The sequence below is a fragment of the Dactylosporangium sp. McL0621 genome (assembly GCF_049995355.1).
Taxonomy (GTDB): Bacteria; Actinomycetota; Actinomycetes; order Mycobacteriales; family Micromonosporaceae; genus Dactylosporangium.
Genome location: NZ_CP188259.1, coordinates 8,906,209 through 8,931,052, shown reverse-complemented (window position 1 = coordinate 8,931,052; position 24,844 = coordinate 8,906,209). Strand labels below are relative to the sequence as shown.

General features: G+C 73.2%; 19 protein-coding genes and 2 pseudogenes. 9 read left to right on the top strand and 12 right to left on the bottom strand.

Going from position 1 to position 24,844, the window contains the following annotated elements:
- Window positions 1–10: 10 nt before the first annotated feature.
- The gene (locus ACPPVO_RS42335; RefSeq protein ID WP_426504211.1) at window positions 11–2,122 is read right to left on the bottom strand and encodes a maltotransferase domain-containing protein; all 2,112 of its coding nucleotides are present in this window, start codon (window positions 2,120–2,122) and stop codon (window positions 11–13) included.
- A 43-nt stretch (window positions 2,123–2,165) separates the two neighbouring features.
- Window positions 2,166–3,419 (bottom strand): glucose-1-phosphate adenylyltransferase, encoded by a 1,254-nt coding sequence (gene glgC / locus ACPPVO_RS42330; RefSeq protein ID WP_426504210.1) that lies wholly within the window; start codon window positions 3,417–3,419, stop codon window positions 2,166–2,168.
- A 62-nt stretch (window positions 3,420–3,481) separates the two neighbouring features.
- Here glgC and glgA point away from each other — a divergent pair, with 62 nt between their 5' ends.
- Window positions 3,482–4,666 carry a glycogen synthase gene (gene glgA / locus ACPPVO_RS42325; RefSeq protein ID WP_426504209.1) on the top strand — a complete coding sequence of 395 codons (1,185 nt, stop codon included), beginning with the start codon at window positions 3,482–3,484 and terminating at the stop codon, window positions 4,664–4,666.
- A gap of 52 nt (window positions 4,667–4,718) precedes the next feature.
- Here the strand turns inward: glgA and pcaD are convergent, their stop codons facing one another.
- Window positions 4,719–5,486: a 3-oxoadipate enol-lactonase gene (gene pcaD, locus ACPPVO_RS42320; RefSeq protein ID WP_426504208.1), complete on the bottom strand. Its 768-nt coding sequence runs from the start codon at window positions 5,484–5,486 to the stop codon at window positions 4,719–4,721.
- A 192-nt stretch (window positions 5,487–5,678) separates the two neighbouring features.
- On the opposite strand from pcaD, the pseudogene ACPPVO_RS42315 reads away from it, so the two are divergent.
- Both ACPPVO_RS42315 and ACPPVO_RS42310 read left to right on the top strand, forming a co-directional pair.
- A pseudogene (locus ACPPVO_RS42315) lies at window positions 5,679–6,075 on the top strand (Clp protease N-terminal domain-containing protein); the annotation flags it as partial.
- An 89-nt stretch (window positions 6,076–6,164) separates the two neighbouring features.
- Window positions 6,165–8,048: pseudogene (locus tag ACPPVO_RS42310) on the top strand (ATP-dependent Clp protease ATP-binding subunit); the annotation flags it as partial.
- Between the two features lie 715 nt (window positions 8,049–8,763).
- Here ACPPVO_RS42310 and ACPPVO_RS42305 read toward each other — a convergent pair.
- The 5 genes from ACPPVO_RS42305 to ACPPVO_RS42285 form a co-directional block, all read right to left on the bottom strand.
- Window positions 8,764–10,056 (bottom strand): hypothetical protein, encoded by a 1,293-nt coding sequence (locus ACPPVO_RS42305; protein WP_426504207.1) that lies wholly within the window; start codon window positions 10,054–10,056, stop codon window positions 8,764–8,766.
- A gap of 230 nt (window positions 10,057–10,286) precedes the next feature.
- A complete protein-coding gene (locus tag ACPPVO_RS42300; protein WP_426504206.1) occupies window positions 10,287–11,732 on the bottom strand; it encodes a nickel/cobalt transporter in 1,446 nt (481 codons plus the stop codon).
- On the bottom strand, window positions 11,729–13,030 hold the full coding sequence (locus ACPPVO_RS42295) for a hypothetical protein (RefSeq protein WP_426504205.1): 1,302 nt from the start codon (window positions 13,028–13,030) through the stop codon (window positions 11,729–11,731). The genes ACPPVO_RS42300 and ACPPVO_RS42295 overlap by 4 nt, the downstream gene beginning before the upstream one ends.
- The gene (locus ACPPVO_RS42290; protein ID WP_426504204.1) at window positions 13,031–14,623 is read right to left on the bottom strand and encodes a DUF4331 domain-containing protein; all 1,593 of its coding nucleotides are present in this window, start codon (window positions 14,621–14,623) and stop codon (window positions 13,031–13,033) included.
- Window positions 14,624–14,750: 127 nt separating this feature from the next.
- Window positions 14,751–15,512 carry an SAM-dependent methyltransferase gene (locus ACPPVO_RS42285; protein ID WP_426504203.1) on the bottom strand — a complete coding sequence of 254 codons (762 nt, stop codon included), beginning with the start codon at window positions 15,510–15,512 and terminating at the stop codon, window positions 14,751–14,753.
- 328 nt (window positions 15,513–15,840) lie between these two features.
- On the opposite strand from ACPPVO_RS42285, the gene ACPPVO_RS42280 reads away from it, so the two are divergent.
- From ACPPVO_RS42280 to ACPPVO_RS42270, 3 genes are all read left to right on the top strand, one after another.
- A complete protein-coding gene (locus tag ACPPVO_RS42280) occupies window positions 15,841–16,665 on the top strand; it encodes a SigB/SigF/SigG family RNA polymerase sigma factor (protein ID WP_426504202.1) in 825 nt (274 codons plus the stop codon).
- Window positions 16,666–16,764: 99 nt separating this feature from the next.
- Window positions 16,765–16,923, top strand: coding sequence for a hypothetical protein (locus ACPPVO_RS42275; protein ID WP_426504201.1), 159 nt, complete (start codon window positions 16,765–16,767; stop codon window positions 16,921–16,923).
- Window positions 16,924–16,932: 9 nt separating this feature from the next.
- Window positions 16,933–17,694: a methylenetetrahydrofolate reductase gene (locus ACPPVO_RS42270; protein WP_426504200.1), complete on the top strand. Its 762-nt coding sequence runs from the start codon at window positions 16,933–16,935 to the stop codon at window positions 17,692–17,694.
- Between the two features lie 4 nt (window positions 17,695–17,698).
- Here the strand turns inward: ACPPVO_RS42270 and ACPPVO_RS42265 are convergent, their stop codons facing one another.
- Window positions 17,699–18,652, bottom strand: a complete 954-nt coding sequence (locus ACPPVO_RS42265; protein ID WP_426504199.1) for a GlxA family transcriptional regulator — start codon at window positions 18,650–18,652, stop codon at window positions 17,699–17,701.
- A 74-nt stretch (window positions 18,653–18,726) separates the two neighbouring features.
- Between ACPPVO_RS42265 and ACPPVO_RS42260 the strand changes: the two genes are divergently transcribed.
- The 3 genes from ACPPVO_RS42260 (at window position 18,727) to ACPPVO_RS42250 (ending at window position 21,637) form a co-directional block, all read left to right on the top strand.
- Complete coding sequence (locus tag ACPPVO_RS42260; RefSeq protein WP_426504198.1) at window positions 18,727–19,992, top strand: amino acid permease; 1,266 nt, start codon at window positions 18,727–18,729, stop codon at window positions 19,990–19,992.
- A gap of 37 nt (window positions 19,993–20,029) precedes the next feature.
- Window positions 20,030–20,371, top strand: coding sequence for a YciI family protein (locus tag ACPPVO_RS42255; RefSeq protein WP_360393313.1), 342 nt, complete (start codon window positions 20,030–20,032; stop codon window positions 20,369–20,371).
- Window positions 20,372–20,437: 66 nt separating this feature from the next.
- Window positions 20,438–21,637: an RNA polymerase sigma factor gene (locus ACPPVO_RS42250; protein ID WP_426514792.1), complete on the top strand. Its 1,200-nt coding sequence runs from the start codon at window positions 20,438–20,440 to the stop codon at window positions 21,635–21,637.
- Between the two features lie 65 nt (window positions 21,638–21,702).
- Here the strand turns inward: ACPPVO_RS42250 and ACPPVO_RS42245 are convergent, their stop codons facing one another.
- The 3 genes from ACPPVO_RS42245 to ACPPVO_RS42235 form a co-directional block, all read right to left on the bottom strand.
- Entirely contained in the window at window positions 21,703–23,436 is a 1,734-nt protein-coding gene (locus ACPPVO_RS42245) for an MFS transporter (protein ID WP_426504197.1), read from the bottom strand.
- A complete protein-coding gene (locus ACPPVO_RS42240; RefSeq protein WP_426504196.1) occupies window positions 23,433–23,858 on the bottom strand; it encodes a MarR family winged helix-turn-helix transcriptional regulator in 426 nt (141 codons plus the stop codon). The genes ACPPVO_RS42245 and ACPPVO_RS42240 overlap by 4 nt, the downstream gene beginning before the upstream one ends.
- A 127-nt stretch (window positions 23,859–23,985) precedes the next feature.
- Window positions 23,986–24,798: a hypothetical protein gene (locus tag ACPPVO_RS42235; RefSeq protein ID WP_426504195.1), complete on the bottom strand. Its 813-nt coding sequence runs from the start codon at window positions 24,796–24,798 to the stop codon at window positions 23,986–23,988.
- Between the last annotated feature and the right edge of the window lie 46 nt (window positions 24,799–24,844).

Genomic DNA, 24,844 nt, shown 5'->3' with positions numbered 1-24,844 from the left:
CACCGGTTGTTCACCGGTGGCGGTGCACCGTGAACACATGCGCCGGCTCGTAGTAGGGGTCGAGCCGGACCGCGTTGTGCTGTCCCCAGTCGAACGTCGCGCCGGTGACCTCGTCGCGCACCGTGAACCGCTCGTGCCAGTCGAAACCCAGCGCGGGCATGTCCAACGTCGTGTTACCCCACTGCACGTTGTGCGAATCCAGCGACACGATGACGAGGACGGTGTCGTCGGTCTGCGGGTCGCGCTTCGACCAGCACAGGACCTGCTCGTTGTCGATGCCGTGGAACACGGTGTTGCGCAGCCGCTGCAGCGCCTTGTGCTCGCGGCGCACGGCGTTGAGCCGGCGCAGGTAGGGCGCGAGCGACTCGCCGTTGCGCTCGGCGGCCTCCCAGTCGCGGGGGCGCAGCTGGAACTTCTCGTTGTCCAGGTACTCCTCGGCGCCCGGGCGCGCCAGGTGCTCGAAGAGCTCGAAGCCGGCGTACATCCCCCAGGACGGGCTCAGCAGCGCGGCGAGCACGGCGCGGATCTTGAACATCGGCGGGCCGCCGTGCTGCAGGTGCTCGGGGAGGATGTCGGGCGTGTTCGGCCAGAAGTTGGGGCGCATGTAGTCGGCGGCCGCGATGAGCTCCTCGACGTACTCGCGGATCTCCCAGCCCAGGACGCGCCAGGTGAAGTACGTGTACGACTGCGTGAACCCGATCTTGCCCAGCCCGTGCATCATCGCCGGGCGGGTGAAGGCCTCGGCGAGGAACAGCACGTCGGGGTCGGCCGCCTTGACCTTGCCGATGATCCAGTGCCAGAAGCCGACCGGCTTCGTGTGCGGGTTGTCGACCCGGAAGATCTTGACGCCCTGCGCGACCCAGTGCAGGACCACGCGCAGCACCTCGGCGCGGATGCCCTCCGGGTCGTTGTCGAAGTTCAGCGGGTAGATGTCCTGGTACTTCTTCGGCGGGTTCTCGGCGTAGGCGATGGAGCCGTCGGCGCGGGTGGTGAACCACTCCGGGTGCTCGGTGACCCACGGGTGGTCCGGCGCGCACTGCAGCGCCAGGTCCATGGCGATCTCGACGCCGGCCCGGTGCGCCTCGGCGATGAACGCCCTGAAGTCGTCCAGGGTGCCGAGGTCGGGGTGGATGGCGTCGTGGCCGCCCTCGGCCGCGCCGATCGCCCACGGCGAGCCGATGTCCTCCGGGCCGGCGACCAGGGTGTTGTTCGGGCCCTTGCGGTTGACGCGGCCGATGGGGTGGATCGGCGGGAGGTACACCACGTCGAAGCCCATGTCCGCGACCTGCGCCAGGCGCGGGGTGGCGGAGGCGAACGTGCCGTGCTTGACCGGCTTGCCGCGCTCGTCGACGACGGCGCCCTCGGAGCGCGGGAAGAACTCGTACCAGGCCGAGAACAGCGCCCGCTCCCGGTCGCACCACAGCGGCAGCGCCTCGGCGCGGGTCACCTGCTGGCGCAGCGGGTGCCGCCACAGCACGTCGGTGAGGCCCAGCGCGGGCGAGACTCGCGCGAACAGCGGGATGCCGGCGTCGTCGAGGGCGCCGGCCGCGCCGACCACCCGGCCGCGCTCCTGCCCGGGCATCCCCGCGGCCGCCTCGCGCAGCAGCGCCGCGCCCTCGGCCAGGTCGTTGGTGAGGTCCTCGAGGCCCTGCCCGGCGGCGATCTTCTTGGACACGGCGCTGTGCCAGGTGAGGTACGGGTCGCTGAACGCCTCGATCGCGAACTGCCAGGCGCCGACCGCGTCGGGGCGCATCTCCCCGAGCCAGGAGTCGGTGCCGGCCGGGCCGGGCCGCAGCCGGTTGAACGGCTGCTCCGTGCCGTCGGGCGCGATGAGCACGACGTTGCACCCCATCATCGCGTGGCCCTCGCGGTACGACACCGCCGAGACCGGCACCGCCTCGCCGACGACCGCCTTGGCCGCGAAGCGACCGCCCTCGATCTGCGGGGACACCTGTTCGATGGGGAACCGCTGGCCGACCCCGACCGCCGGCGCGTGGAAGAACGCGGCCGGCGACTCGGCCGTCTCCTGGGGCTGCACCGGCTCCTCGGACAGGGCGAGCTCCGTCTCGGTCGGCTTGGTGGTCGCGATCTCGGTCTTGAGCGCCTCGGGGGGATTGCCCATGATCCTCACCGTATCGAATTGTCGGGGTGGCTGCAGGGTGAAGCTACGGCTCGACCCGTTGTCCCTTGCCGATGACCACGATGCCACCCTCCGAGACGGTGAACCGCTGCCGGTCGCGCTCGAGGTCGACGCCGATCTCGGCCCCCTCCGGCACGATCACGTTCTTGTCCAGGATGGCGTTGCGCACCACGGCGTGCCGCCCGATGTCGACGCCCTCCATGAGTACCGAGCCCTCGACGTGGGCCCACGAGTGCACCTTCACGTTCGGGGAGACCACCGAGTTCTCCACCAGCGAGCCGGAGATGACCGCGCCGGGGGAGATCATCGAGCCGATCGCCCGGCCGACCCGCTCGCCCCAGCCGTGCACGAACTTCGCCGGCGGCCACGGGCTGTTGCCGGTGAAGATCGGCCAGTCGAAGTTGTACAGGTTGAAGACCGGCTGCACGTTGATGAGGTCCATGTTGGCCTCGTAGTAGGAGTCCAGCGTCCCGACGTCGCGCCAGTAGCCCCGGTCCCGCTCCGACACGCCCGGCACCACGTTCGTGCTGAAGTCGTACACGGCGGCGTCGTTCTTCTCCACGAAGTAGGGGATGATGTTGCCGCCCATGTCGTGCTTGCTGGCCGCGTCCTGCGCGTCGCGGGTCACCGCGTCGATGAGCGCGTCGGTGGTGAACACGTAGTTGCCCATCGACGCGAAGATCTCGTCGGGGCTGTCGGGCAGGCCCCGGGCGTCCTTGGGCTTCTCCCGGAAGGCGCTGATCTGCTGGCTGCTCCTGCCCGCGCCTCGATTGTCGGCGACCTCGATCACCCCGAACTGGTCGGCGGTGGACAGCGGCTGGCGGATGCCGGCCACCGTGGCCGCCGCCCCGGACTCGATGTGCTGGCGCACCATCTGCTCCGGGTCCATCCGGTAGATGTGGTCGGCGCCGAAGACGATGACGTAGTCCGGCCGCTCGTCGTTGATCAGGTTCAGGCTCTGGTAGATGGCGTCGGCGGAGCCGGCGAACCAGCGCGGGCCCAGGCGCTGCTGCGCGGGCACCGGCGTCACGTAGTTGCCAAGCAGCGTCGACATCCGCCACGTCTTGGTCACGTGCCGGTCCAGCGAGTGCGACTTGTACTGGGTCAGCACGACCATCTTGAGGTAGCCGCCGTTGGCCAGGTTGGACAGCACGAAGTCGATCAGGCGGTAGATACCCCCGAACGGCACCGCGGGCTTGGCCCGATCCGTGGTCAGAGGCATCAGGCGCTTGCCCTCGCCTCCGGCGAGGACGATCGCGAGGACGTTCTTGGCAGCCATGGGCCAGACGCTAAACGTGTCCGGCGTGTTGCGCCAGACGAACAGCAATTACTGTTTGGGGCGTGCGAGTAGACCTGCTCACTCGAGAGTACCCGCCCGACGTCTACGGCGGCGCCGGCGTACATCTGGAGTACCTTGCCCGCGAACTTCGCAACCTGCCGCTGGATGTGCGGGTGCACTGCTTCGGCGCCCCGCGCAGCGAGGCCGGCGTCACCGGCTACCCCGACCCCGCGGGCCTGGCCGGGGCCAACGCCGCCCTGCGCACCATGGGCGTCGACCTGGAGATGGCCGCCGGGTGCGCCGGCGCCGACGTCGTGCACAGCCACACCTGGTACGCGAACTTCGCCGGGCACGTGGCCAAGCTGCTGCACGGGGTACCCCATGTGGTGACGACGCACAGCCTCGAGCCGCTGCGGCCGTGGAAGGCCGAGCAGCTCGGCGGCGGCTATGCGCTGTCCTCGTGGTGCGAGCGGACCGCGATCGAGGGCGCCGACGCCGTCATCGCCGTGTCGGCCGGGATGAAGGCCGACGTGCTGCGCGCGTACCCCGACGTCGACCCCGACAAGGTCCACGTCGTCTACAACGGCATCGACACGTCGCAGTACGCCCCGGACCCCGCGGTCGACGTGCTGGAGCGCCTCGGGATCGACCCGTCCCGCCCGAGTGTCGCCTACGTCGGGCGGATCACCCGGCAGAAGGGCCTGCCGTACCTGCTGCGCGCGGCCCGGTCGCTGCCGCCGGACACCCAGATCGTGCTGCTGGCCGGCGCGCCCGACACGCCGGAGATCGGGGCCGAGGTGACGGCCCTGGCCGACGAGCTCAAGGCGACCCGCTCCGGGGTCGTGTGGGTGCAGGAGATGCTGCCGAAGCGGGAGGTCATCCAGGTCCTCACGCACGCCACGCTGTTCGTGTGCCCGTCCATCTACGAGCCGATGGGGATCGTGAACCTCGAGGCGATGGCCTGCCAGACGGCGGTCGTGGCCACCGCGACCGGCGGCATCCCCGAGGTCGTGGCCGACCGCGAGACCGGGCTGCTGGTGCCGATCGAGCAGGTCGCCGACGGCTCCGGCACGCCGCTGGACCCCGACCGGTTCGTGGCCGGCCTCGCCGACGCGATGACGGCGCTGCTGGAGGACCCGGCCCGGGCGGCCGCGTTCGGGCGGGCCGGGCGGCAGCGGGCCGTGGACCACTTCTCCTGGGCGGCGATCGCGGACCGCACGCTGGCGGTGTATCAGTCGATCACGTGATCCTCTCGCTCCGGCGGCTCAGTCGGTCGCGTGATCCTCTCGCTCCGGCGGCTCAGTCGGTCACGTGATCGGCGATCAGCTGGCTGATCGTCTCCGGCTGTTCGGCGTTGGCCAGGTGGGCGGCGTTGGGGACCACGACCAGCCGGCTGTTCGGGATGCGCCGGTGGATCAGCTCGCCGTGCTCCGGGGGTGTGGCCGGGTCGTCCGCCCCCGCGATGACCAGCGTCGGCGCCTGGATGCGGGGCAGGTCCTCGCGCAGGTCCATTCCGGCGATCGCCTCGCACCCGGCCGCGTAACCCTCGGCCGGGCAGGCGGCGATCATCGCCCGGTACTGGTTGAGCTTGTACGGCAGCGCGGCCCGGTAGCGCGGGGTGAACCAGCGGCCGAGGACGGCGTCGGCGACCGGCTGCATCCCGCCGGCCCGCACCTGCTGGGCCCGGTCCAGCCAGCCCTCAGCGGGCGGCAGGTGCGCCGAGGTGCAGATGAGGACCAGGCGCTCGATGCGCTCGGGGGCGTTCGCGGCCAGCCACATGCCGACCATCCCGCCGAGCGACAGGCCGCAGTAGCTCGCGCGTTCGATCCCCAGCCGGTCGAGCAGGGCGAGCACGTCGCGGCCCAGGTCCTCGATGCGGTACGGGCCCGGGGGGACCGGTGAGCCGCCGTGCCCGCGGTGGTCGAAGCGCACCACCCGCAGGCGGTCGCCGAAGCGCGTCAGCTGCGGGCGCCACATGTCGAGGTTGCTGCCCAGCGAGCCGCCGAGCAGCAGGAAGGGCGCGCCGAGCGGGCCGGTGGTGCGCTGGAACAGCGTCGTTGCCGTCACCGCATCCTTGTACCACCTCGCTTCGCTCACAGCGGAACGGGTTTGCCGCGGTGTGGCGTTATCGTTGGCTTCGGGTAGCGCGCCTACCCGAGCCGCGGCACCGCGGCCAAGAGGCTTCGACTCAGCGCATCCTCCTTCATCTCGATGGCGGGTGCCGTGTTCAGGGGCCCGCCGGGAAGGCGTCGATGCCCCATGTTCGAGCGCTTCACGGATGCCGCGCGCCGCGTCGTCGTGCTGGCCCAGGAGTCCGCCCGCACCCTCAACCACAACTACCTCGGCTCGGAGCATCTGCTCCTGGGCCTGCTGCTGGAGAACGAGGGCGTGGCCGCCGCGGCCCTGCGGGCCCTCGGCATCACCCTGGACAAGGCCCGCCACGAGGTGGAGGAGATCGTCGGCGTCGGCGCGCACGTCCCGACCGGGCACATCCCCTTCACGCCCCGGGCCAAGAAGATCCTGGAGCTGGCGCTGCGCGAGTCGCTGCGCCTCGGCCACAACCACGTGTGCACCGAGCACGTGCTGCTGGGCCTGATCCGCGACGGCGAGGGCACCGCCGCGCAGGTCCTGATCCGCCTCGGCGCCGCCCCCAACGCGCTGCGCGCCCAGATTATGGACGGCCTGACCGGCCACCCGTCGACCCTCGCGCCGGCGGGCCCGGCCGACCGCCCGTCCAGCCCGACGCTCGACCAGTTCGGCCACGACCTGACCGCCGACGCCCGCAACGGCGCCCTCGACCCGGTCATCGGCCGCGACGCCGAGATCGAGCGGGTCGTGCAGATCCTCACCTGCCGGCGCAAGAACAACCCGATCCTCACCGGCGAGCCCGGCGTCGGCAAGACCGCCGTCGTCGAGGGCCTCGCCCAGCGCATCGCGGCCGGGAAGGTGCCGGCCGCGCTGACCGGCCGCAGCGTGTACTCGCTGGACCTCGGCGGGCTCGTGGCGGGCTCGCGGTACCGCGGCGACTTCGAGGAGCGCCTGCGCAAGGTCGTCAAGGAGATCCGCACCCGCGGCGACGTCATCGTCTTCATCGACGAGATCCACACCCTGGTCGGTGCGGGCGCGGCCGAGGGCGCGATCGACGCCGCGTCCCTGCTCAAGCCGCTGCTGGCCCGCGGCGAGCTGCAGACGATCGGCGCGACGACGACGGATGAGTACCGGCGGTACATCCTCAAGGACGGCGCCCTCGACCGCCGCTTCCAGCAGGTGACGGTCGAGCCGCCGACAGTGGCCGAGAGCCTGGAGATCCTGCACGGGCTGCGCGCCGCCTACGAGTCCCACCACGGCGTGACCTACACCGAGGACGCCCTGGCCGCGGCCGTGACCCTGGCCGACCGCTATGTGCCCGACCGCCGCCTGCCGGACAAGGCGATCGACCTGCTGGACGAGTCCGGCGCGCGGGCGGCCCTGGCGCCGCTTCCCGCCGCGCCTCCTCCCGGTTCGTCGGCCCCGTCCCCGATCGTGGTGGACCGCAACCGGATCGCGGAGGTGCTGGCCACGTGGACGGGCATCCCGGTGGGCGCCCTGTCCGCGGACGAGGCCACGCGGCTGCTGACCCTGGAAGACTCGCTGCGGGAGCGCGTGGTGGGCCAGACCCACGCCGTGCGCGCCGTGGCCTCGGCGATCCGCCGCGCGCGCACGGGCCTGAGCGACCCGCACCGCCCGACGGCCTCGTTCATCTTCGCGGGCCCGTCCGGGGTCGGAAAGTCCTCCCTGGCCAAGGCCCTGGCCGAGTACCTCTTCGGCGCCGAGGACGCCCTCATCCAGCTGGACATGTCGGAGTACCACGACCACCACACGGTCGCCCGCCTGGTCGGCGCCCCGCCGGGCTACATCGGCCACGACGACGGCGGCCAGCTGACGGAACGGGTCCGCCGCCGCCCGTTCTCGGTCATCCTCTTCGACGAGATCGAAAAGGCCCACCCGGACGTCTTCAACGCCCTGCTGCAGATCCTGGAGGACGGCCACCTGACCGACGCCCAGGGCCGCCGCGCCGACTTCCGCCACACGGTCCTCATCCTGACGACCAACCTGGGCACGTCGACGACCCCGGCCGGCTTCGCCACGCCCACACACCGGGCCGTCGCCCTCCAGGCCGGCACCGAGGAGCAGGTCCCCGCGGCATCGCCGAGTCCGTCGGCCACCGCACCGACCGATCCCCAGTCCCCGTTCGCCCGCGACCTGCGCCGCCACTTCCGTCCGGAGTTCCTCAACCGCATCGACGACGTCCTGGTCTTCCACCCGTTGACCCCGGCCCACCTGCTGACGATCGTCGACCAGCACCTGAGCCGGGTAGCCCTGGAGCTCGACTCCCGGGGCATAGTCCTGTCGGTCACGAACGCCGCCCGCCACCACCTGGCCACAACGGGCTTGGACCCGACCCTGGGCGCCCGCCCCCTGCGCCGCACCATCCAGCGCGAACTGGAGAACGAACTCTCAACCCAACTCCTGCGCACGACGCTCAACCCGGGCGACACAGTCACCGTCGACACGGCCGCCACCGGCCTGACGTTCACGATCACTCCCACCCTCATCGCCGCGCCACCGCCCGCCGAGGTTCTCGCCTGAAGCCCAGTCAGCAGACAACGCCCCAGCCGCCCGCCGCGGGCAACGACACTCCAGTCGCCTGTTGCTCATGAGCCGGCGGCCGACGCGGGCACACCGCTCCGGCCGGCGGTCGCGGGAGTCAGCGCTTCGGCTGGCTCCCGCTCGCCGGCTCGTGATCGAAGCGGTTGTCGGCGCTCCGGTCGGCGGTCGCGGGAGTGAGCGCGTCGGCTGGGTTCCGCTCGCTGGCTCGTGATCGAAGCGGTTGTCAGTGCTTCGGTCGGCCGTCGCGGGAGTGAGCGCTTCGGGTGGCTTCCGCTCGCTGGCTCGTGATTGAAGCGGTTGTCGGCGCTCCGGTCGGCCGCGGCGGGAGCGAGCGCCTCGGTTGGCTTCCGCTCGCTGGCTCGTGATTGAAGCGGTTGTCGGCGCTCCGGGCGGCTGCCGCGCGCCGACCGGCGGCCGCGGCGGGAGTCCGTGCCGCGGCTGGCTTCCGCACGCTGGCCCGCGACTGAAGCGGTTGTCAGTTCTCCGGTTGGCCACTGCTGGCCGGCCGACTGGGCTCCCGGCGCCGCAGGAGGTCCGGCCCCGAACGCCGCGCCGACGTCTCCCACCCGCATGCACCGGTCGCCTTCGGGCCCGCCCGGTGTGGCGAAGCTGATCGGGTCCGGGCGCGAAGGGGCGATGCCGGGTCGCGGGCAACTGGCTGCGAGCCCGACCGATTGGCGCCGGTTGCCGGGGGTCAGAGGGCGAGGGCGGGGGCGTCGGACTCCTGGCCCGGCAGCACGACGATCTCCGAGGGCGTGACGGTGCGGGTGGCGGGGTCGTCGTCGAAGGTGATGTCGTACGCGGTCGGCGGGCCCGTCGCGGTCCAGTGGGCGCCCAGGACCGTGCCCTCGCGGTGGGGGGTCTGGCCGGGCCGGCGGATTCGGGTGCCTGGGGCGTGGCCGTCCTCGGAGACGATGAGGAGGGCGTCGAGGGTCTGGCGTACGCCGGGCCAGGGGGCCGGTGGCACATGCGGGTCGCCCGCGTGGTCCTCGGTCGGGGTGCACAGGCGGCGGTGGGCGAGGGTCAGCAGGTCCGCGGCGTAGCGGGTGGCCGGCTCGGGGTGATGCTGGGCCGCGGCCAGGGCGGCGTCGATGCGGTGCCAGCGCGCGGCGGCGCGGTCGGACAGCAGGGCGCGGGCGGCGCGGTCGAGGTCGGCGCACGTGGTGTCGACCGCGGTCTCCTCGCCCAGCTCGGCGGTCCAGGCCAGGTCGAGCGGTGGGGGGATGAGGCCGGGGGACTCGTGGGCGATCGCCAGGTACACCAGGGCGAGCAGTTCGGGGCGCAGGTCGCCGCCGTAGAAGTGCAGGCCCGCGAGTTCGCCCGGCGGGAAGCGGTCGGTGAGGTGGCGGGCGCGGCCGGTCGGGATGCGGGCGGCGATTCTCGTGGTCGCCAGCTTGTCCTCGGGGGCGCGGGTCTCGCGGGAGAGGATGGTCCAGCGGCCGTGGGACAGGGCCGCCGGGTAGACGGTGCGGCCCGTGTTGGCCAGGCTCTCGCCCGGGGCGAGGGCGGCGGCGGCCAGTTGGCGGGCGGCGATGGAGTAGGCGACGCCGGTTTGGGCGGCGTGGGCGCGTACCGCTCGGCGGCGGGCCCGGTCGCGGCCGGATCGGGAACCCGGCCGGCCCTGGCGGGCTGCCGGAGGAGTGGAGACCGGGGCTGCCGGGGTGGAAGCCGGGGGAGTGGAGATCGGCGCGGCCGCCGGGGGAGTGGAGACCGGGGCTGCTACGGGGGTGGAGGCCGGCGGAGTGGAGGCCGGCGGAGTGGAGACCGCAGAGCCGGGAGCGGGCGGAGGAAGCGATGGTGGGTCCGCCGCGTCCCCACGCTCAGACGTGGAGTAGCCCGAAGATGGGGTCTCCGCGGCTTCCGGCTGAGGCCCGGGGGAAGGCGGAGCCGTGGGAGGCTCGTGGGCCTCGGCGTCGCGGATTCGGGGCGGTTCGGAGCCTGCGAGCTCGTCTGGTGGTGGGGTCGGGTCCTGCGGCTGGTCGGCCATCTCGAGTCCTCCGGCGTCGACCCACGCTCGCACCGTTCGGACGGCGGCTGCCTCCCGCCGGGCAGGGCGCGGCCCTGCCCGGGTCGGTGCGCTGAGTCGTAGCCTCTTGGCCTCGGGCCCGGTCGGCGTGGGCGGCCGGGTAAGGCTCGGGCAGGCGCACTGCCCGAGCACAGAATACCGCCCCCGCCGCCCCCACGCCTGCCCCGCCCGGCCGTCATTACCGTATGTGGTTACAGGGTTACCAGCGATCGGATGGCCAGGGCGGAGCCGACCAGCAGGACCAGGGCGGCCGTGCCGTTCGGGGCCCAGGCGGCCAGGCGCGGGCCCGGGCGCAGGCGGGCCGGCCACCGCCAGCGGTCGCGGATGCGGATCAGGAGCAGGCCGGCGGCGGTGAGTACCGCGGCCATGCCGGCGCCGTAGGCCAGTACCAGCAGGACGCCGAACCAGGTGCGGCCCAGGCCGATCGCGCCCAGCAGGACCACCAGGGCGGACGGGCTCGGGACCAGGCCGCCCGCCACGCCCATGCCGACGATTGCCCAGCGGCTCGGGCGGTCCGGATGGTGGGAGTGACCGTGGTCCGAGTCGTGGGAATGGGTGTCGTCCGGATGGTGGGAGTGCGCGCTGTGGGAGTCCGAACCGTGGGAGTGGGACGAGTCCGGGCCGTGGGAATGGGTGTGGGAAGCGTGCGGGCCGTGGGAGTGGGAGTGAGCCGGCGCCCCGCGGCGGCGGCGCAGCATGCCGATGCCCACCGCGGCCACCAGCACCCCGCTCACCACCCCCAGCCCGGACAGAATCCGCTCCCCGGCCAGCCCGGCCACCGTCGTCAGCAGCAGGCCCAGCACCAGCACGCCCCCCGTATGCGTGAGCGTCACCGTCGCCCCCACCGCCAAGGCGTCCCGCGGCCGCCCCCGCCGCCCGGCGAGGTACGCCGCCATCACCGTCTTCCCGTGCCCGGGCAGCGCGGCATGCGCCCCGCCCAGGACCAGCGCGAGCAGCACGGCGAGCAGGCCAACCCACGGCGTGAGCGACCGCGACCCCACCCACCCCCGCAGCAGCGACTCCGCACGGCTCAGCCAGGACGGGAGTGCCGGCGCCGAAGGAGCCGCCGACGGCGCCGTCGAACCGCCCGGCACCACGGTGAGCTGCGCGCTGCGCACGTCCAGCGGCGAGCTCAGCAGATCGTCCGGGTACGTCCGCAGGCCGTCCGTCCGCGAGGACGCCGGCAATGACGACTCGAGGTGGACCCCCGACCCGGCCGCCGTGAGCTCGCGCCACCCCACGCGGTCGTCGCGGTAGTGGCTCTCGACCGCAACAGCGGACCGGCGCGACAGGTCGGCCGGCGCGCTCAGGGAACAGGTCAGTCGGGCGGTGCGCAGACCGGCCGCCCCCTGCGAGTACACCAGGGACGGCGAACCGACCGCGAAGGTCAGCGGGGTGGAGGACACGCGCACCGAGAAGGCCGACGCGAACGCCGTGCACTCCGGCGCGGCCGCCAGGTCCAGCTGCACCGTCGGCAGCTCGGCGAAGTCCACGGTCACCGTCACCTCGACCGCGGACGGGGTGAAGGTGAGCGCGGCCAGGCGGTTGACCGAGAAGTTGCCCAGCGGGTGGGCGTGGGCGGTGCCGGGGACGAGGAGCACGCCGGCGAAGACCAGGGCGATCCACAGGTACCTCATGACAGGCCCGCCAGCGTCGACACGGCGACCGGGGCGTCCAGCGGCGAGAAGTGCGGGTTCAGCGACAGGGCCAGCTGCAGCTGCAGGCGGGCGGTCACGCGGTCGCCCGCGCCCAGGGCGATCATCCCGTGGTGGAAGGCCACCGCCGGGTCGAGCTGCCCGAGGGCCTCGGCCTTCTGGATGTACGGCAGCGCCTCCGCCGGCCGCCCGGCCGCGTTCAGGCTCCAGGCCACGGCGTCGGCGACCTCGGCGAACTGGCGCCGGTCCCACTCCTGCCGGGCCAGCTGCACGGCCTCCGCGGGGCGGCCGGCCGCCAGAGCCAGGGCCGAGGCGCCGAGGTCGTCGGTGCCGCCGTTGGCCGTGAACAGCTGGTGCGCCGCCTCGGCGAGGCGCAGCGACGCGCCCGGGTCGCGGCCGGCCGCGGTGAGCATGCGCGCCTGCTCGACCAGGGCGTCGACGGTCGGGGTGCGGGACACGACCTTGTCGAGGTCGGCCAGCGCCGCGGCGAGGTCGCCGCTCGCGGCGTCGACCCGGGCCTTGAGCTGCCACAGCCCGGCGGCCGTGACGTCGGCGGCGAGCCCCAGCGACACCTCCCGCGCCGCGGTGGCCACGTCGCCCGCGGCCCACGCGAGCGCGGCCAGGTGCTGGTGGCAGAAGGCGAGGTCGGCGGGTTCGGTGGCCGCCGCGAGCGCCCGTTGCATGAGGTCGATCGCGTCGGTACGCCGGCCGTGCTGCTCCAGGTCGTAGGACGCCCGCGTGTACGAGGCGAGGCCCGGGCGCAGGTCGAGCATGTGCTGGACCGCGTCCGTCGCCTCCGCGGGGTGCCCGAGCTGGGTCTGGGCGTCGGCGAGGACACCGTAGGCGGTGTCGGAGTACGGGTCGGCGGCGAGGGCCTGCTCGGCCAGGCCCCGCGCGCCGGTGAAGTCGTGCCGGGCGTTGGCCAGCGCGCCCAGCCCGGCCAGGGCGAGCGCGTTGCCCGCCCGCACCTCCAGGGACTTGCGCAGCGCCCCCTCCGCCTTCGGGTAGTAGGACGGGTCGGCCACGGCCCGCGCCTGCTCGAGGTAGGCGGAGCCGAGCGCGGCCCAGGTGGTCCAGTCGCCCGGGACCTTGCGCAGGCGCTGCTGGTAGGCGGCGATCGCCGCGGGTAGCTTGGCGGCCGGACGGTCCGGCGCGCCGAACGCGGTTTCCGTGGTACTGCCGGTGCGTCCGGCCAGCGCCCCGAGCCCGGAGAGCAGGGCGGCGGCCAGCACCACGGTGATGATCATGCGAAGTCGCACGGCGATCGCCTCCTCGTCCACTCAGGCCAACGGTGAGCGGCGGCGCCGCCACCAGCCGACGAACAGGGTCGCGCCGAGCCCGGCGGCCAGCGCCGAGGTTCCGACGGTCACGGCCGTCATGCCCTCGCCGGACTCGAACGCCGACGGCTTCACGTCGAAGGCCGACGCCGAAGGTGCGGCGGTGGGCCCGGACGAGGTCGCGGACGGCGCCGCGGCGCGGGAGGAGTTGGGCAGCGCGACGTACGGGAACGAGCCGGAGAACGCGTTGTCGTTCGCGTCCACCTTGTCGCCCGCCGCGAGCGCGTCGACGAGCTTGCCCGTCACCGCCGCGCCCTCGACCGCCTGCAGCGAGATGTCCACGACGTCGTCGCCTAGGCGGCGGCCGTTCGGGAAGCCCTGCAGGTCGCCGCCGAGCACCCCGAGCCGGTTCGGCTGCGCGGTGACCGGCACGGACAGGTTGAGCCGCAGCATCTCCGACGGCCGGAAGCTCGAGGCGTTCACGTCGGCGTTGTTCAGCTGCGAGTTCAGGTCCGCCTTGATCGGGCCGCCGGCCTTCGTGGTGATGCCGGTCAGGAAGATCTCGACCAGGTCGTTGCGGGGCGTGGCCGGCGCGGGCACCTTGTAGATGCCCTCGATGAGCTTGGGCAGCTCCGGGTCGGTGACCCGCTGCACGACGTCGGGGATGCCGGCGTCCTTGTCGGGGCTTATCGCGTTGAACGCGTCCTTGAGCGCGGCCGGCACGACGACCTCGTTGACCAGCGGGTTGCCCAGCCGGGAGACCTGCACCCGGTCGGCGGTGCGGATGTCGCCGGAGGTGAGCCGGGTCCGCCCCCGCTCGGTGGTGGTCCAGATGCCGACCACCGGGTTGCGCTGCGGGTCGCCCTTGAGCGCCACGTCGGTGAAGGGCACCTGCAGGGCGATGGTGTTGACGTTGTACCCCTCCAGCGTGTCCCGCCCGACCTCGCTCAGGTCCCCGCCGTAGAGCAGGTCGAACACCCGCAGGTCGAGGAAGAACGGGTCGTCGGCCTGCCCGGCGTAGGTGTTCCAGCCGCCCGGCAGGCGCTTGTTCGCGTCGGCGCGCAGCTTCGCGTAGTCCGGCATGGTCGCCCGGCCGACCCGCGACGGGGCGACCGGGGCGCCGGAGATGCGGGTCTTGAACGGCTCGCCGTGGAACGACGACTCGAGGGTGTACGTCTGGCGGAACAGCAGGTTCTCGTCGTCGAGCGACGTCACCGGGCCGTTGGCGTACAGGAAGGTGTTCTTGCCGCGCTTGTCGACGTTCTGGAACGTCCACCGGAACACGGCGTCGGCCTTGGCGTCGCCGTCGCTGTCGACGTTGATGAGGTAAGCGGCGTCGGTGGCGAAGGGGTAGAAGTTCGGCCCGCCGTCGGGGTCGGAGAACGGCTGCCAGTTGGCGATGAACGTGACGTAGCCGGCCCGCTCGGGGCTGACGAAGGCGTAGAGATCGGTGTTGTCGACCGCGGGGTCGGCCGCGATGAGCGGCGCCTCCCGGTGGCTCGACGCCGCCGACGAGACGGGTCCCAGGCCGGCCAGCGCGACGCCGGCGGCCACCGCCGTGGCGGCGCCGGCCCGCAGGACGGTAGCGAGTCGCATCTGTGGTCCTCCCACATCCGTGGCGGTCCGGGCTGTCGGACCGCCTGCGGAAGGACTTCGCATCGAAGGCGGGGGATGATGGGCCGCTGTCGGCTAGCGGTCAGGGACCAATCCGGCGGGGGTTGCGCTACGAACGCTTGATCCCCACCGCGCCGTAGCCGTGCGACGTCGCGTCCTCGCCCGGCGCCGGCCGCCACTGCCCGACCCACACCAGGCCCGGGTCGACCAGGTCGAAGCCGTCGAAGAAGCGCTCGATCTCCGCGCGCGGGCGCGGCACGATCGGGGCGCTCGACCGGCGGTACACCTGCGTGCCCTCGCCGGCCGGCCCCGCGTCGACGCCGTCGAGGGTCAGGTGCGACACCACCAGGTGACTGCCCGGCGCCATCGCGTCGCGCAGCCGGGCGATGATCGCCCACGGGTCGGCCTCGTCGGGGACAAAGTGCAGGATCGACACCAGCAGTACCGCGACCGGCTCGCCGAGGTCGAGATGGCCCGAGACGTGCGGGTCGGCCAGCAGCTCCTCGGGCTCGCGCAGGTCGGCCTGGGCCACCGCCACCCGCTCGTCGTCCTCGACCAGCGCGCGGGCCTGCGCGACGGCGACGGGGTCGTTGTCGACGTACACCACCCGCCCGTCGGTGTGCTCGTGCACGTTGCCCTGGGTCGGCAGCCCGGCGCCGATGTCGAGGAACTGGCGCACGCCCGCCTCGCGGGACAGGTACCGTACCGCCCGCTGCAGGAAGCGCCGGTTGCCGTGCGCGGCCGCCGGCGTGTCGGGGAAGATCGCCAGGATCTTCTCGGCCGCCTCCCGGTCGGCGGCGAAGTTGTGGTACCCGCCGAGGTAGTAGTCGTACATCCGGGCGACGTTCGGGACCGTGGCATCGATCGTCATGGCCGCCACAATATGGCCCGACCGGCGTGGACGGGGCCCCGTCTTTTGTCCTGCGGCAAGTTCTTGTAAGGTGGAAGACGTCCCACCCCGTCGGGTGACGTATATCCCCGTGCGGCCGGGCCCGTCCAGACAGCGGCGGCCCCCCGGAGCGTGGCGACGCCGGAGGTCTGCGCCGGCGCTCAAGACATGGGCGCCCCGCGTTACTCGACCGGAACACTCCCAGGCATATCGCCCTGCCCATCTGCAGGGTTTCCCGCCTGCACGCCACCGAAACGCTCACGCGTCGTGGCCCGGTCGTGCGGTACCCGAAGTGAAAGGCCCGTCAGCCATGAGCATTGCCGTTCACCAGCCAGAGTCCGTCCAGGCCAACCAGCACGGCACCCGCGCCAACCGCGAGACCGATGCCCAGGCCAAGGCGCTGCTGTCCCTGCTGGGCGACCTGCCCGGCGGCCCCGACCGGGACCGTGTGCGCGCCCGGCTCATCGAGCTGTACATCCCGCTCGCCGAGTACCTGGCCCGCCGCTTCCGCAACCGCGGCGAGCAGCTCGAGGACCTCGTCCAGGTGGCGAACCTCGGCCTGATCAAGTCCGTCGACGGCTTCGACCCCAACCGCGGGGCGGCCTTCACCAGCTACGCGATCCCGATGATCGTCGGCGAGCTCAAGCGGCACTTCCGCGACAAGGGCTGGGACGTCCGCGTCCCCCGCCGCCTCCAGGAGCTGCGCCTGGAGATCAGCAAGGTCTCCGGTGACCTGGCCCAGGACCTCGGCCGCTCGCCGACCGTCGCCGACCTCGCCAAGCGCCTGGACGTCAGCGAGGAGGAGGTCATCGAGGGCCTCGACTGCGGGCAGGCGTACCGCGCCCTGTCCCTGGACGCGCCCGTGGGCGACGGCGGCGACGGCGGCGCCAACGGCCTCGGCGACCTGCTCGGCGGCGACGACCCCGACATGCGCAACGTGGAGAACCGCGAGGCCCTGCGCCCGCTGCTGGCCCGGCTGCCGGAGCGCGAGCAGAAGATCATCGCGATGCGGTTCCACGGCAACCTGACCCAGTCCCAGATCGCGGCCGAGCTGGGAATCTCCCAGATGCACGTGTCGCGGCTGCTGGCCGGGGCGCTCAAGTCGCTGCGCGACCAGCTCACCCGCGAAGGCTGACAAACGGCGCCGGCCCCGCGCGCTTACCCGCGCGGGGCGGCCCCCGCCCGTACCGTGGACATTATGGCTAAAACGGGTAAATCGGGCAGATCGCGCGAGTTGAAGTGGGTGCTGCGGCCGAGCCACGCGCAGCTCGCCGAGCACGACGGCAAGGAGATCTACGCCTTCGGCGACACCGACATGGTGGGCCGGGTCGAGGTGACCCTGACCGACGGCACCCGGGTGAAGGTGCGACGGACCGAGCTGATCCCGTGCTGAACTAGGAGCATGGCCGACGAGTTCGAGGTCGTCTGCGAGATCGAGCCGCCGACGCGCCCGGATCTGCGGCACGTGCGGCACCAGATCGGCGTCCTCGCCCCGGTGGCCGACGCGTTCCTCATCCCCGACAACCACATCGGCCGCGCCACGGTGTCCAGCGTCGCCGTGGCGCACGAGGTGGCCGCGATGGGCGGGCGCAGCATCGCCTGCCTCAACTCGCGCGACCGCAACCTCCTGGGCCTGCACCGCGACCTGCTGACGGCCGCGGCCTACGGCGTGCACGAGTTCCTCTTCGTGCACGGCGACCAGCCGACGGCCGGCACGCGCACCAGCGAGCTCACGGTCCGCACGATGATCGCCGAGGCGCGGGCCATGGGGGAGCGCGACGGCTTCCGCCCGCCGCGCATCGGCGTCGCGGCCGGGCTGCGCAAGGTGCCGGCCTGGAAGCGCGAGGCCGACTTCGTCTTCGCCCAGATGAGCTTCGACACGGGCGCCCTGCTGCGCTGGCGCGAGGAGACGGCGCTGACCCAGAAGGTGTACGCGGGCGTCCTGGTCCTGGCCAGCGCGGCGATGGCCCGCCGGCTGGCGGCCACCATCCCCGACATCGACATCCCGGCCGCCCTGGTCGACCGGGTGGCCGCCGACCCGCGGGCCGGCGTGGCCGAGGCCTGCGAGCGGGTGGCGGCCCTGCGCGGGACCGGCGCCTTCGACGGGGTCCACCTCGTGCCGGTGTCGCGCTACCGGGAGGTCGCCCTGACCCTCGAGGGCTGAGGCGTCAGCGGTGGAAGACCTGGCGGTACGTCGTCGGCGTCACGCTCGTCTGCCGCGCGAAGTGGATGCGCAGGTTCGCCGGGGTGCCGAAGCCGGTCCGGTGCGCGATCCGCTCGATCGACTCGTCGGTCGTCTCCAGCAGCTCCTGGGCCAGGCGCACCCGCTGCCCCACCAGCCACTGCAGCGGGCTCGTCCCCACGCTCTCGCGGAAGCGGCGGGCGAACGTGCGCGGGCTCAGCCGTGCCTCCCGGGCCAGGTCGGCGACGGTCAGCGGCTGGTCGAGGCGGCGGCGGGCCCAGTCCAGGGCGCCGCCGAGGCCGTCGTGGCCGCGCGGGCGCGGCGGGGCCGTCGCGAACTGGGACTGCCCGCCGTCGCGGTGCGGCGGCACCACCATGCGGCGGGCGACCTCGTTGGCGACCGCCGCGCCGTGGTCGAGGCGCACCAGGTGCAGGCACAGGTCGATCGCCGCGCCGGTGCCGGCCGAGGTGAAGAGGTTGCCCTCCTCGGTGTAGAGCACGTCCGGGTCGAAGGTCACGCGCGGGTAGCGCTGGGCGAAGTCGAAGGCGTTCATCCAGTGCGTGGTGGCGCGGCGCCCGTCGAGCAGGCCCGCCGCGGCCAGCACGTAGGCGCCGGTGCAGATGGCCACGATCCGCTTGCCGCGGGCGTGGGCGTCGCGCACCGCGGCGACGAGGTCCTCCGGCGGCTCGATCTGCCGGGCCCGGGAGAAGGCCGGCACGATCACGGTGTCGGCGTCGGGCAGGGACGACAGCGGGTACGGCGCGTCGATGCTCAGGCCCGAGCGGGCGGCGTGGCGGCCCGGGTCCGAGGCGGTGAAGCGCAGCTCGTACCAGGGGTCGGCGAGGTCGGTCCGGTCGACGCCGAACACCTCGCACGGCACGGCGAGCTCGAACACCGGCATGTCCGCGGTGACGGCTACGCCCACGACGTGGCGGCTCATGGCAGAAATCTAGCGCAGATCGGCATTCCTGCCACTGGAGCCGCCGGTACCGGACCGGGAAGATCATCGTCGTGATGACCGTTCCGCAGGGCGCCGCGCTCTCGATCGGGGCCGTGCTCGGCACCGGCGTGATCGCGCTGCCCGCGCTCGCCGCGCAGACCGCCGGGCCCGCCTCCCTGATCGCCTGGGCCGCCCTCGTCGCGCTGTCCGTGCCGCTCGCCGCCACCTTCGCCGCCCTCGGGGCGCGCTACCCCGACGCCGGCGGCGTGGCCACCTACGCCCGGCGCGCGTTCGGGCCCCGGGCCGCGGCCGTGGTCGGCTGGTCGTTCTACTTCGCGATCCCGGTCGGCGCGCCGGCCGCGGCGCTGTTCGGCGGCGCCTACGTCGCGGCCGCGCTCGGCGGCGGCACCACCACGACCGTCGCGACCGCCGCCGGGCTGATGCTCGTGGTGACGGCCGGCAACCTCGGCGGCGTGCGCGTCTCCGGGCGCCTCCAGCTCGGCCTCGCCGCGCTGCTCGTCGCGCTGCTGCTCACCGCCACGATCACCGCCCTGCCGCACGCCCGGGCCGCGAACCTGCACCCGTTCGCGCCGCACGGGTGGTGGGCGATCGGCCCCGCCGCCGCCGTGCTGGTCTGGGGCTTCGCCGGCTGGGAGGCGGTCACGTCCCTGGCCGCGGACTTCCGCCACCCCGGCCGCGACCTGCCCCGCGCCACGGCGATCGCCCTGGTCGTGGTGGCCGTGCTGTACCTGGGCATCGCCGCCGCCAGCGTCCTGGTGCTCGGCCCCGGGCTCGCCGCCGACCCCAAGGCCGGCGGCGCGCCCCTGGCCGAGCTGCTCGCCATCGGCGTCGGCGGCCAGGTGCGCACCATCGCCGCCGGCGCCGCGGTGCTGCTCACGCTCGGCACGATGAACGCCTACTACGCCGGCGCGGCCAAGCTCGGCGCCGCCCTCGGCCGCGACGGCGCGCTGCCGGCCTGGTTCGGCCGCGGGGCCGCCCCGGGCGCGGTGCCCCGCCGCAGCCTGCTCGTCGTGGCCGCCCTCGGCGCCGTGTCGCTGGTCGTGGTCGCCGCCACCGGCACCGGCACCCGCGCGCTCGTCCTGCTCACGAGCGGCTCCTTCGTCCTGGTGTACCTGCTGGGCTCGGCCGCCGCCGTCAAGCTGCTGCGCCGCGGGGCCCGGGCCTGCGCGATCGCGGCGCTCGTGTCCTCGGTCGGGCTCATGCTCGTCACCGGCTGGTACGTGCTCGGCACGCTCGTGATCGCGGCCGGGGCGCTGCTGTACACGAGGAAGGAAAAGTCGAGCCGCGTTGTCGATTCCGTCGAGGCCCGTTTGACGTAGGAGTGTCAGTACACACCTTTGCCAGATGGAGACCGCGATGAGCCAGTACCTGATCCTGATCTACGAGGACGAGAACGGCTACGCCACGGCGAGCCCGCAGGTGTACCAGGAGGTCATGGACGCCCACAACCGCTTCGCCGAGCAGGTCGGCGAGCTCGGCGGCACCCTGGCCGGCGGCAACGCGCTGCGGGACACCGGCAGCGCCACCTCCATCCGCGGCGACGTCGTCACCGACGGCCCGTTCGTGGAGACCAAGGAGGTCCTCGGCGGCTACTACCTGATCGACGCCAAGGACCTCGACCACGCCCTCGAGATCGCCAAGCTGTGCCCGGCCCGCTTCGGCGGCGTCGAGGTGCGCCCGGTGATGGTCTTCGAGTAAGCGTTGCCGGAGCCGTCGGACGTCCGGTCGGCGATCGCCGACGCGCACCGCCGCGAGTGGGCCCGCGTGCTCGCCGCGACGGTGCGCGTCGCGCGCGACCTGGACCTCGCCGAGGAGTGCGTGCAGGACGCGTACGTGTCCGCGCTCGACGCGTGGCTGCGCCAGGGGGTGCCGGACAACCCCGGCGCCTGGCTGACGACCGCGGCCCAGCGCCGTGCCCTCAATGCCCACCGCCGGGCGGCCACGCTGCGGAGCAAGCTGCCGCTGCTCGTCATTCCCGAAGAGGCCGACATGACGGAAATGGGCGAAATGTCGGAAATTCCGGACGAGCGGCTCCGGCTGGTCTTCACGTGCTGCCACCCCGCGCTGGCCCGCGAGGCCCAGCTCGCGCTCACCCTGCGGCTCGTGTGCGGGCTCACCACGGCCGAGATCGCCCACGCGTTCCTGGTCGGCGAGCCCACCATGGCCGCCCGCGTCACGCGGGCCAAGAAGAAGATCGCCGCCGCCCGCATCCCGTACCGGGTGCCCGCGGCGGAGGAGCTGCCCGACCGCCTCGACGCCGTGCTCACCGTCGTGCACCTGGTGTTCACCACCGGCCACGCGGCCCCGACCGGCGACGCCCTGCTGCGCGACGACCTCGTCGAGCGCGCCGTCGACCTGGCCCGCACCCTGTGCGCCCTCATGCCCGACGAGCGCGAGGCGACCGGCCTGCTCGCCCTGATGCTGCTGCACGACGCCCGGCGGGCCACCCGCCTGGCCGGCGACGGCCGGCTGCTGCTGCTGGAGGAGCAGGACCGGGGCCGCTGGGACCGCGGGCGGATCGCGGAGGGCCTGGCCCTGGTGCGCGCGGCCCTGCGCGGCGGCCGCCCGGGCCGCTTCGCGCTGCAGGCCACGATCGCCGCCCTGTACACCGAGGCCCCCAGCTACGCCGAGACCGACTGGCGGCAGCTGCTGGCCGTGTACGACCTGCTGCTGGCCGCCTGGCCGTCCCCGGTCGTGGCGCTCAACCGGGCGGTGGTGGTGGCCATGGTCCACGGCCCCGAACGGGCCCTCGGGATCCTCGACGGGCTCGCGGCCGACCCGCGCCTCGCCGGGTACCACTACCTCCCGGCCGCCCGCGCCGGCCTGCTGCACCGCCTAGGCGACGCCGAGGGGGCCCGGGCCGCGTACGCCGAGGCCCTGGAGCGCTGCGACAACGCCGTGGAGCGGGCCTTCCTCCGGGAGCGGATACAACGGACGGGCCGAGCACCCCACTCCCCGGGGTGATCGGCCCGTCCGCGGCGGCGCGCCGGCCCGTGGCAGAACCGGCGACGCCTTCCCACAGGAGGGAGCTACTGGGCGGCCGGCTCGTCCTGGTGCTTGACCGGCTTCACGAGGGAGGCCAGGGCGCCGATCAGGGCCATGCCGATCGCCAGCCAGAACACGATGACCAGCCCGTCGTGGAAGGGTCCGGACACCAGGTGCGGGAAGAACTCCCGGCCGGTGAGCGTGGCCGCGTTCGCCGCCGGCAGCCGGCCCAGCAGGTCGGGGCCGAGCAGCGACTGGATCGGGTTGTAGCCGAGGAACGCCGCGAAGAGCGTGCCCACCGGCGGCAGGCCGGCGATCTGGTGCGCCGCCTCGGGCGGGACGCCCTGCGCGGTCAGGCCGTTGTTGAGCGAGTCGGGCAGCGACGTCGACAGCCCGGCGATCATGAGCGAGAAGAACACGCCGATCGACAGCACCATGCCCGCGTTCTGGAACGTGGCCCGCATGCCCGACGCCGCGCCGCGCAGGTGCGCCGGGACGCTGGACATGATCAGCGAGGTGTTCGGGGCCGCGAAGAGCCCGCCGCCGAGGCCGTTGAGGAACACCAGCAGCGCGAAGGCCCAGTAGCTGAAGTCCGTCGGCAGGATGAGCAGGCCGCCGAAGGACAGCGCCATGACGATCAGGCCGAACGCCGCGAAGAGCCGGGTGCCGTACTTGTCCGAGAGGTGCCCCGCGATCGGCCCGGCCGCGAGGAAGCCGACGGTGAGCGGCAGCAGGTAGATGCCCGCCCACAGCGGCGTGGACTCGTAGGTGTACCCGTGCAGCGGCAGCCAGATGCCCTGCAGCCAGATGATGAGCATGAACTGCAGGCCGCCGCGGGCGATCGCGGCGAGCAGGCCGGCGATGTTGCCGTACGCGAACGCCCGGATCTTGAACAGTCCGAGCGGGAACATCGGCTCCGCCACGTGCCGCTCGATCCACGTGAAGACGCCCAGGACCGCCACGCCGCCGATGAGGCCGGTCAGCACCCACGGGTTGGTCCAGCCCTGGCTGTGGCCGCCGTAGGGCTGGATGCCGTACGTGATCCCGGCCAGGACCGCGGTCAGCCCGGCCGCGAACGTGAGGTTGCCCCACCAGTCGATGCGCCCGGGCCGGCGCAGGCCGGTGTCGTGCAGGCTGCGGTACGCCCAGATCGTGCCGATGACGCCAATGGGCACGTTGACCCAGAAGATGGCCCGCCAGTTCCACTCGGCGAGCAGGCCGCCGAGCACCAGGCCGATGAACGAGCCCGCGATGCCGGCCACGATGTTGACGCCGAGGGCCATGCCGCGCTGGGCGGCCGGGAAGGCGTCGGTGAGGATGGCGGCCGAGTTGGCCATGAGCATCGCGCCGCCGACGGCCTGCAGCACGCGCCAGCCGATGAGCCACATCGCGCCGCCGCCCCCGTCGAACGGGTCCAGCGACAGTGCGATCGAGGTCACCGTGAACAGCGCGAAGCCGAGGTTGTAGATGCGCACCCGGCCGTACATGTCGCCCAGCCGGCCCAGGGTCACCACGAGCACCGCGCTGACGAGCATGTACCCCATCAGCATCCACAGCAGGTAGGACACGTTGCCGGGGGCGAGCGGGTTGAGGTGGATGCCGTTGAAGATGGCCGGCAGCGAGATGAGCACGATCGAGGAGTTGATCGTCGCGATCAGCATGCCGAGGGTGGTGTTGGACAGCGCCACCCACTTGTAGTGCGGGTGGTCGGAGCCGCCCGACAGGGCGCCGCGGAAGCCGGACCGGCCGCCTCCGGCCGCCTTGAGGGTGTCGGTCACTTGGCGAGCCTCTCCAGCGCCGGCAGCGCGGCCGCGATCAGCGCCTCGTCGTGTTCGGACAAATCGACCAGCAGGGCGGCGAGGTGACCGGCGCGCACCGACCGGCGGCGCTCGAGCAGCTCGGACCCGGCCCGAGTGATCCGTACCAGCACGACCCGGCCGTCGGCGGGGTCGGCGGCCCGGTCGGCCAGCCCCTCCCGCTCCAGGCGCTGGACGAGCTGGGTCATGGCGGGCTGGGTGACGCCCTCCGCGGTGGCGAGCTCGGTGAGCCGCCGCGGCCCCGTGCGCTCCAGGCGCCGCAGCGTCGAGGCGGCCGTGAGGCTGATGTCGTTCGGGGGGTTGCCCTGCCGCAGGAGGCTGAAGACGCGTTCGACGGCGACCGTCAGACGCGCAGGGTCCAATGCGGTACGAGCGGCGGGCATGTCTCATTCGTATCACGTACTTATAGAAGTGGCTTATGCATGCGACCAAGTTCACCCGCTCTTGACAGCCAAAGACGCCGGTCGATGCGAGAGTTCCGCATCGACCGGCGTCCAGCCGTCGGGGTGCCTACATGCAGTTCGGGCTCTCGGTGATGGTGAGGCCGCCGACCAGGTTGCCGTAGCCCTCGTCGGTCGAGGCGCTCGAGTCCGCGGTCAGCGTGACCCGGGTCGAGGTCTGGTTCGGGCCGGTCTTGTACCAGCCGTAGAGCCGCTTCCAGCGCACGTCGTCGGAGGAGTTGGCGTACGCGAAGGCCGAGCCGACGCCCATGACGCTCGTGTCGTTCTTCGGCGTGCGCCCGAAGTGGATCGACGTCGCGTCCGTGTCCCGGCCGTCCGAGGTGTCCCGCGCCCGGATCCAGAACGACCAGTAGATCTTCGTGTCCGGCTTGGTCTTGATGTCCTGGTAGATCGAGTCGCCCGTGCCGGTCGCGTTGATCTCGGCGAACTGCTTGCCGAAGCGCGCGGCGACGCCCATCCCGCCGCCCCAGATCTCGATCTTGCCGTCCTGGTCGTCGGTGCGCCAGCCCGGCACGTCGTTCTCGTCGTACTGCATCCAGTCGTGGTTGCCGAGCTTGGGCGTCTCGAAGCCGCCGTCGACGGTCAGCTCGTGGCAGGCCATCCCCGCGGCCTTGCCCTTGTGCTGCTTGACCTGGCCGAACGTGGCGCCGCCGGCCCCGCTGCCGGGCCCGCTGCCGGCCCCGCTGCCTGGCCCGCTGCCGGCCCCGCTGCCTGGCCCGCTGCCGGCCCCGCTGCCGGGCCCGCTGCCGGCCCCGCTGCCGGGCCCGTTGCCCGTGCCGGCCGCGTGGGCGGGCGCCCCGATGAGCGTGGCCAGGAGCGTCGCCGCGCCGATCGCGGGCAGCATCCGGTTGTGCTTGAGCATGGTGATCCCCCGTCGTCCACCACGGCAGCGTTGCCGTGGCACCTCC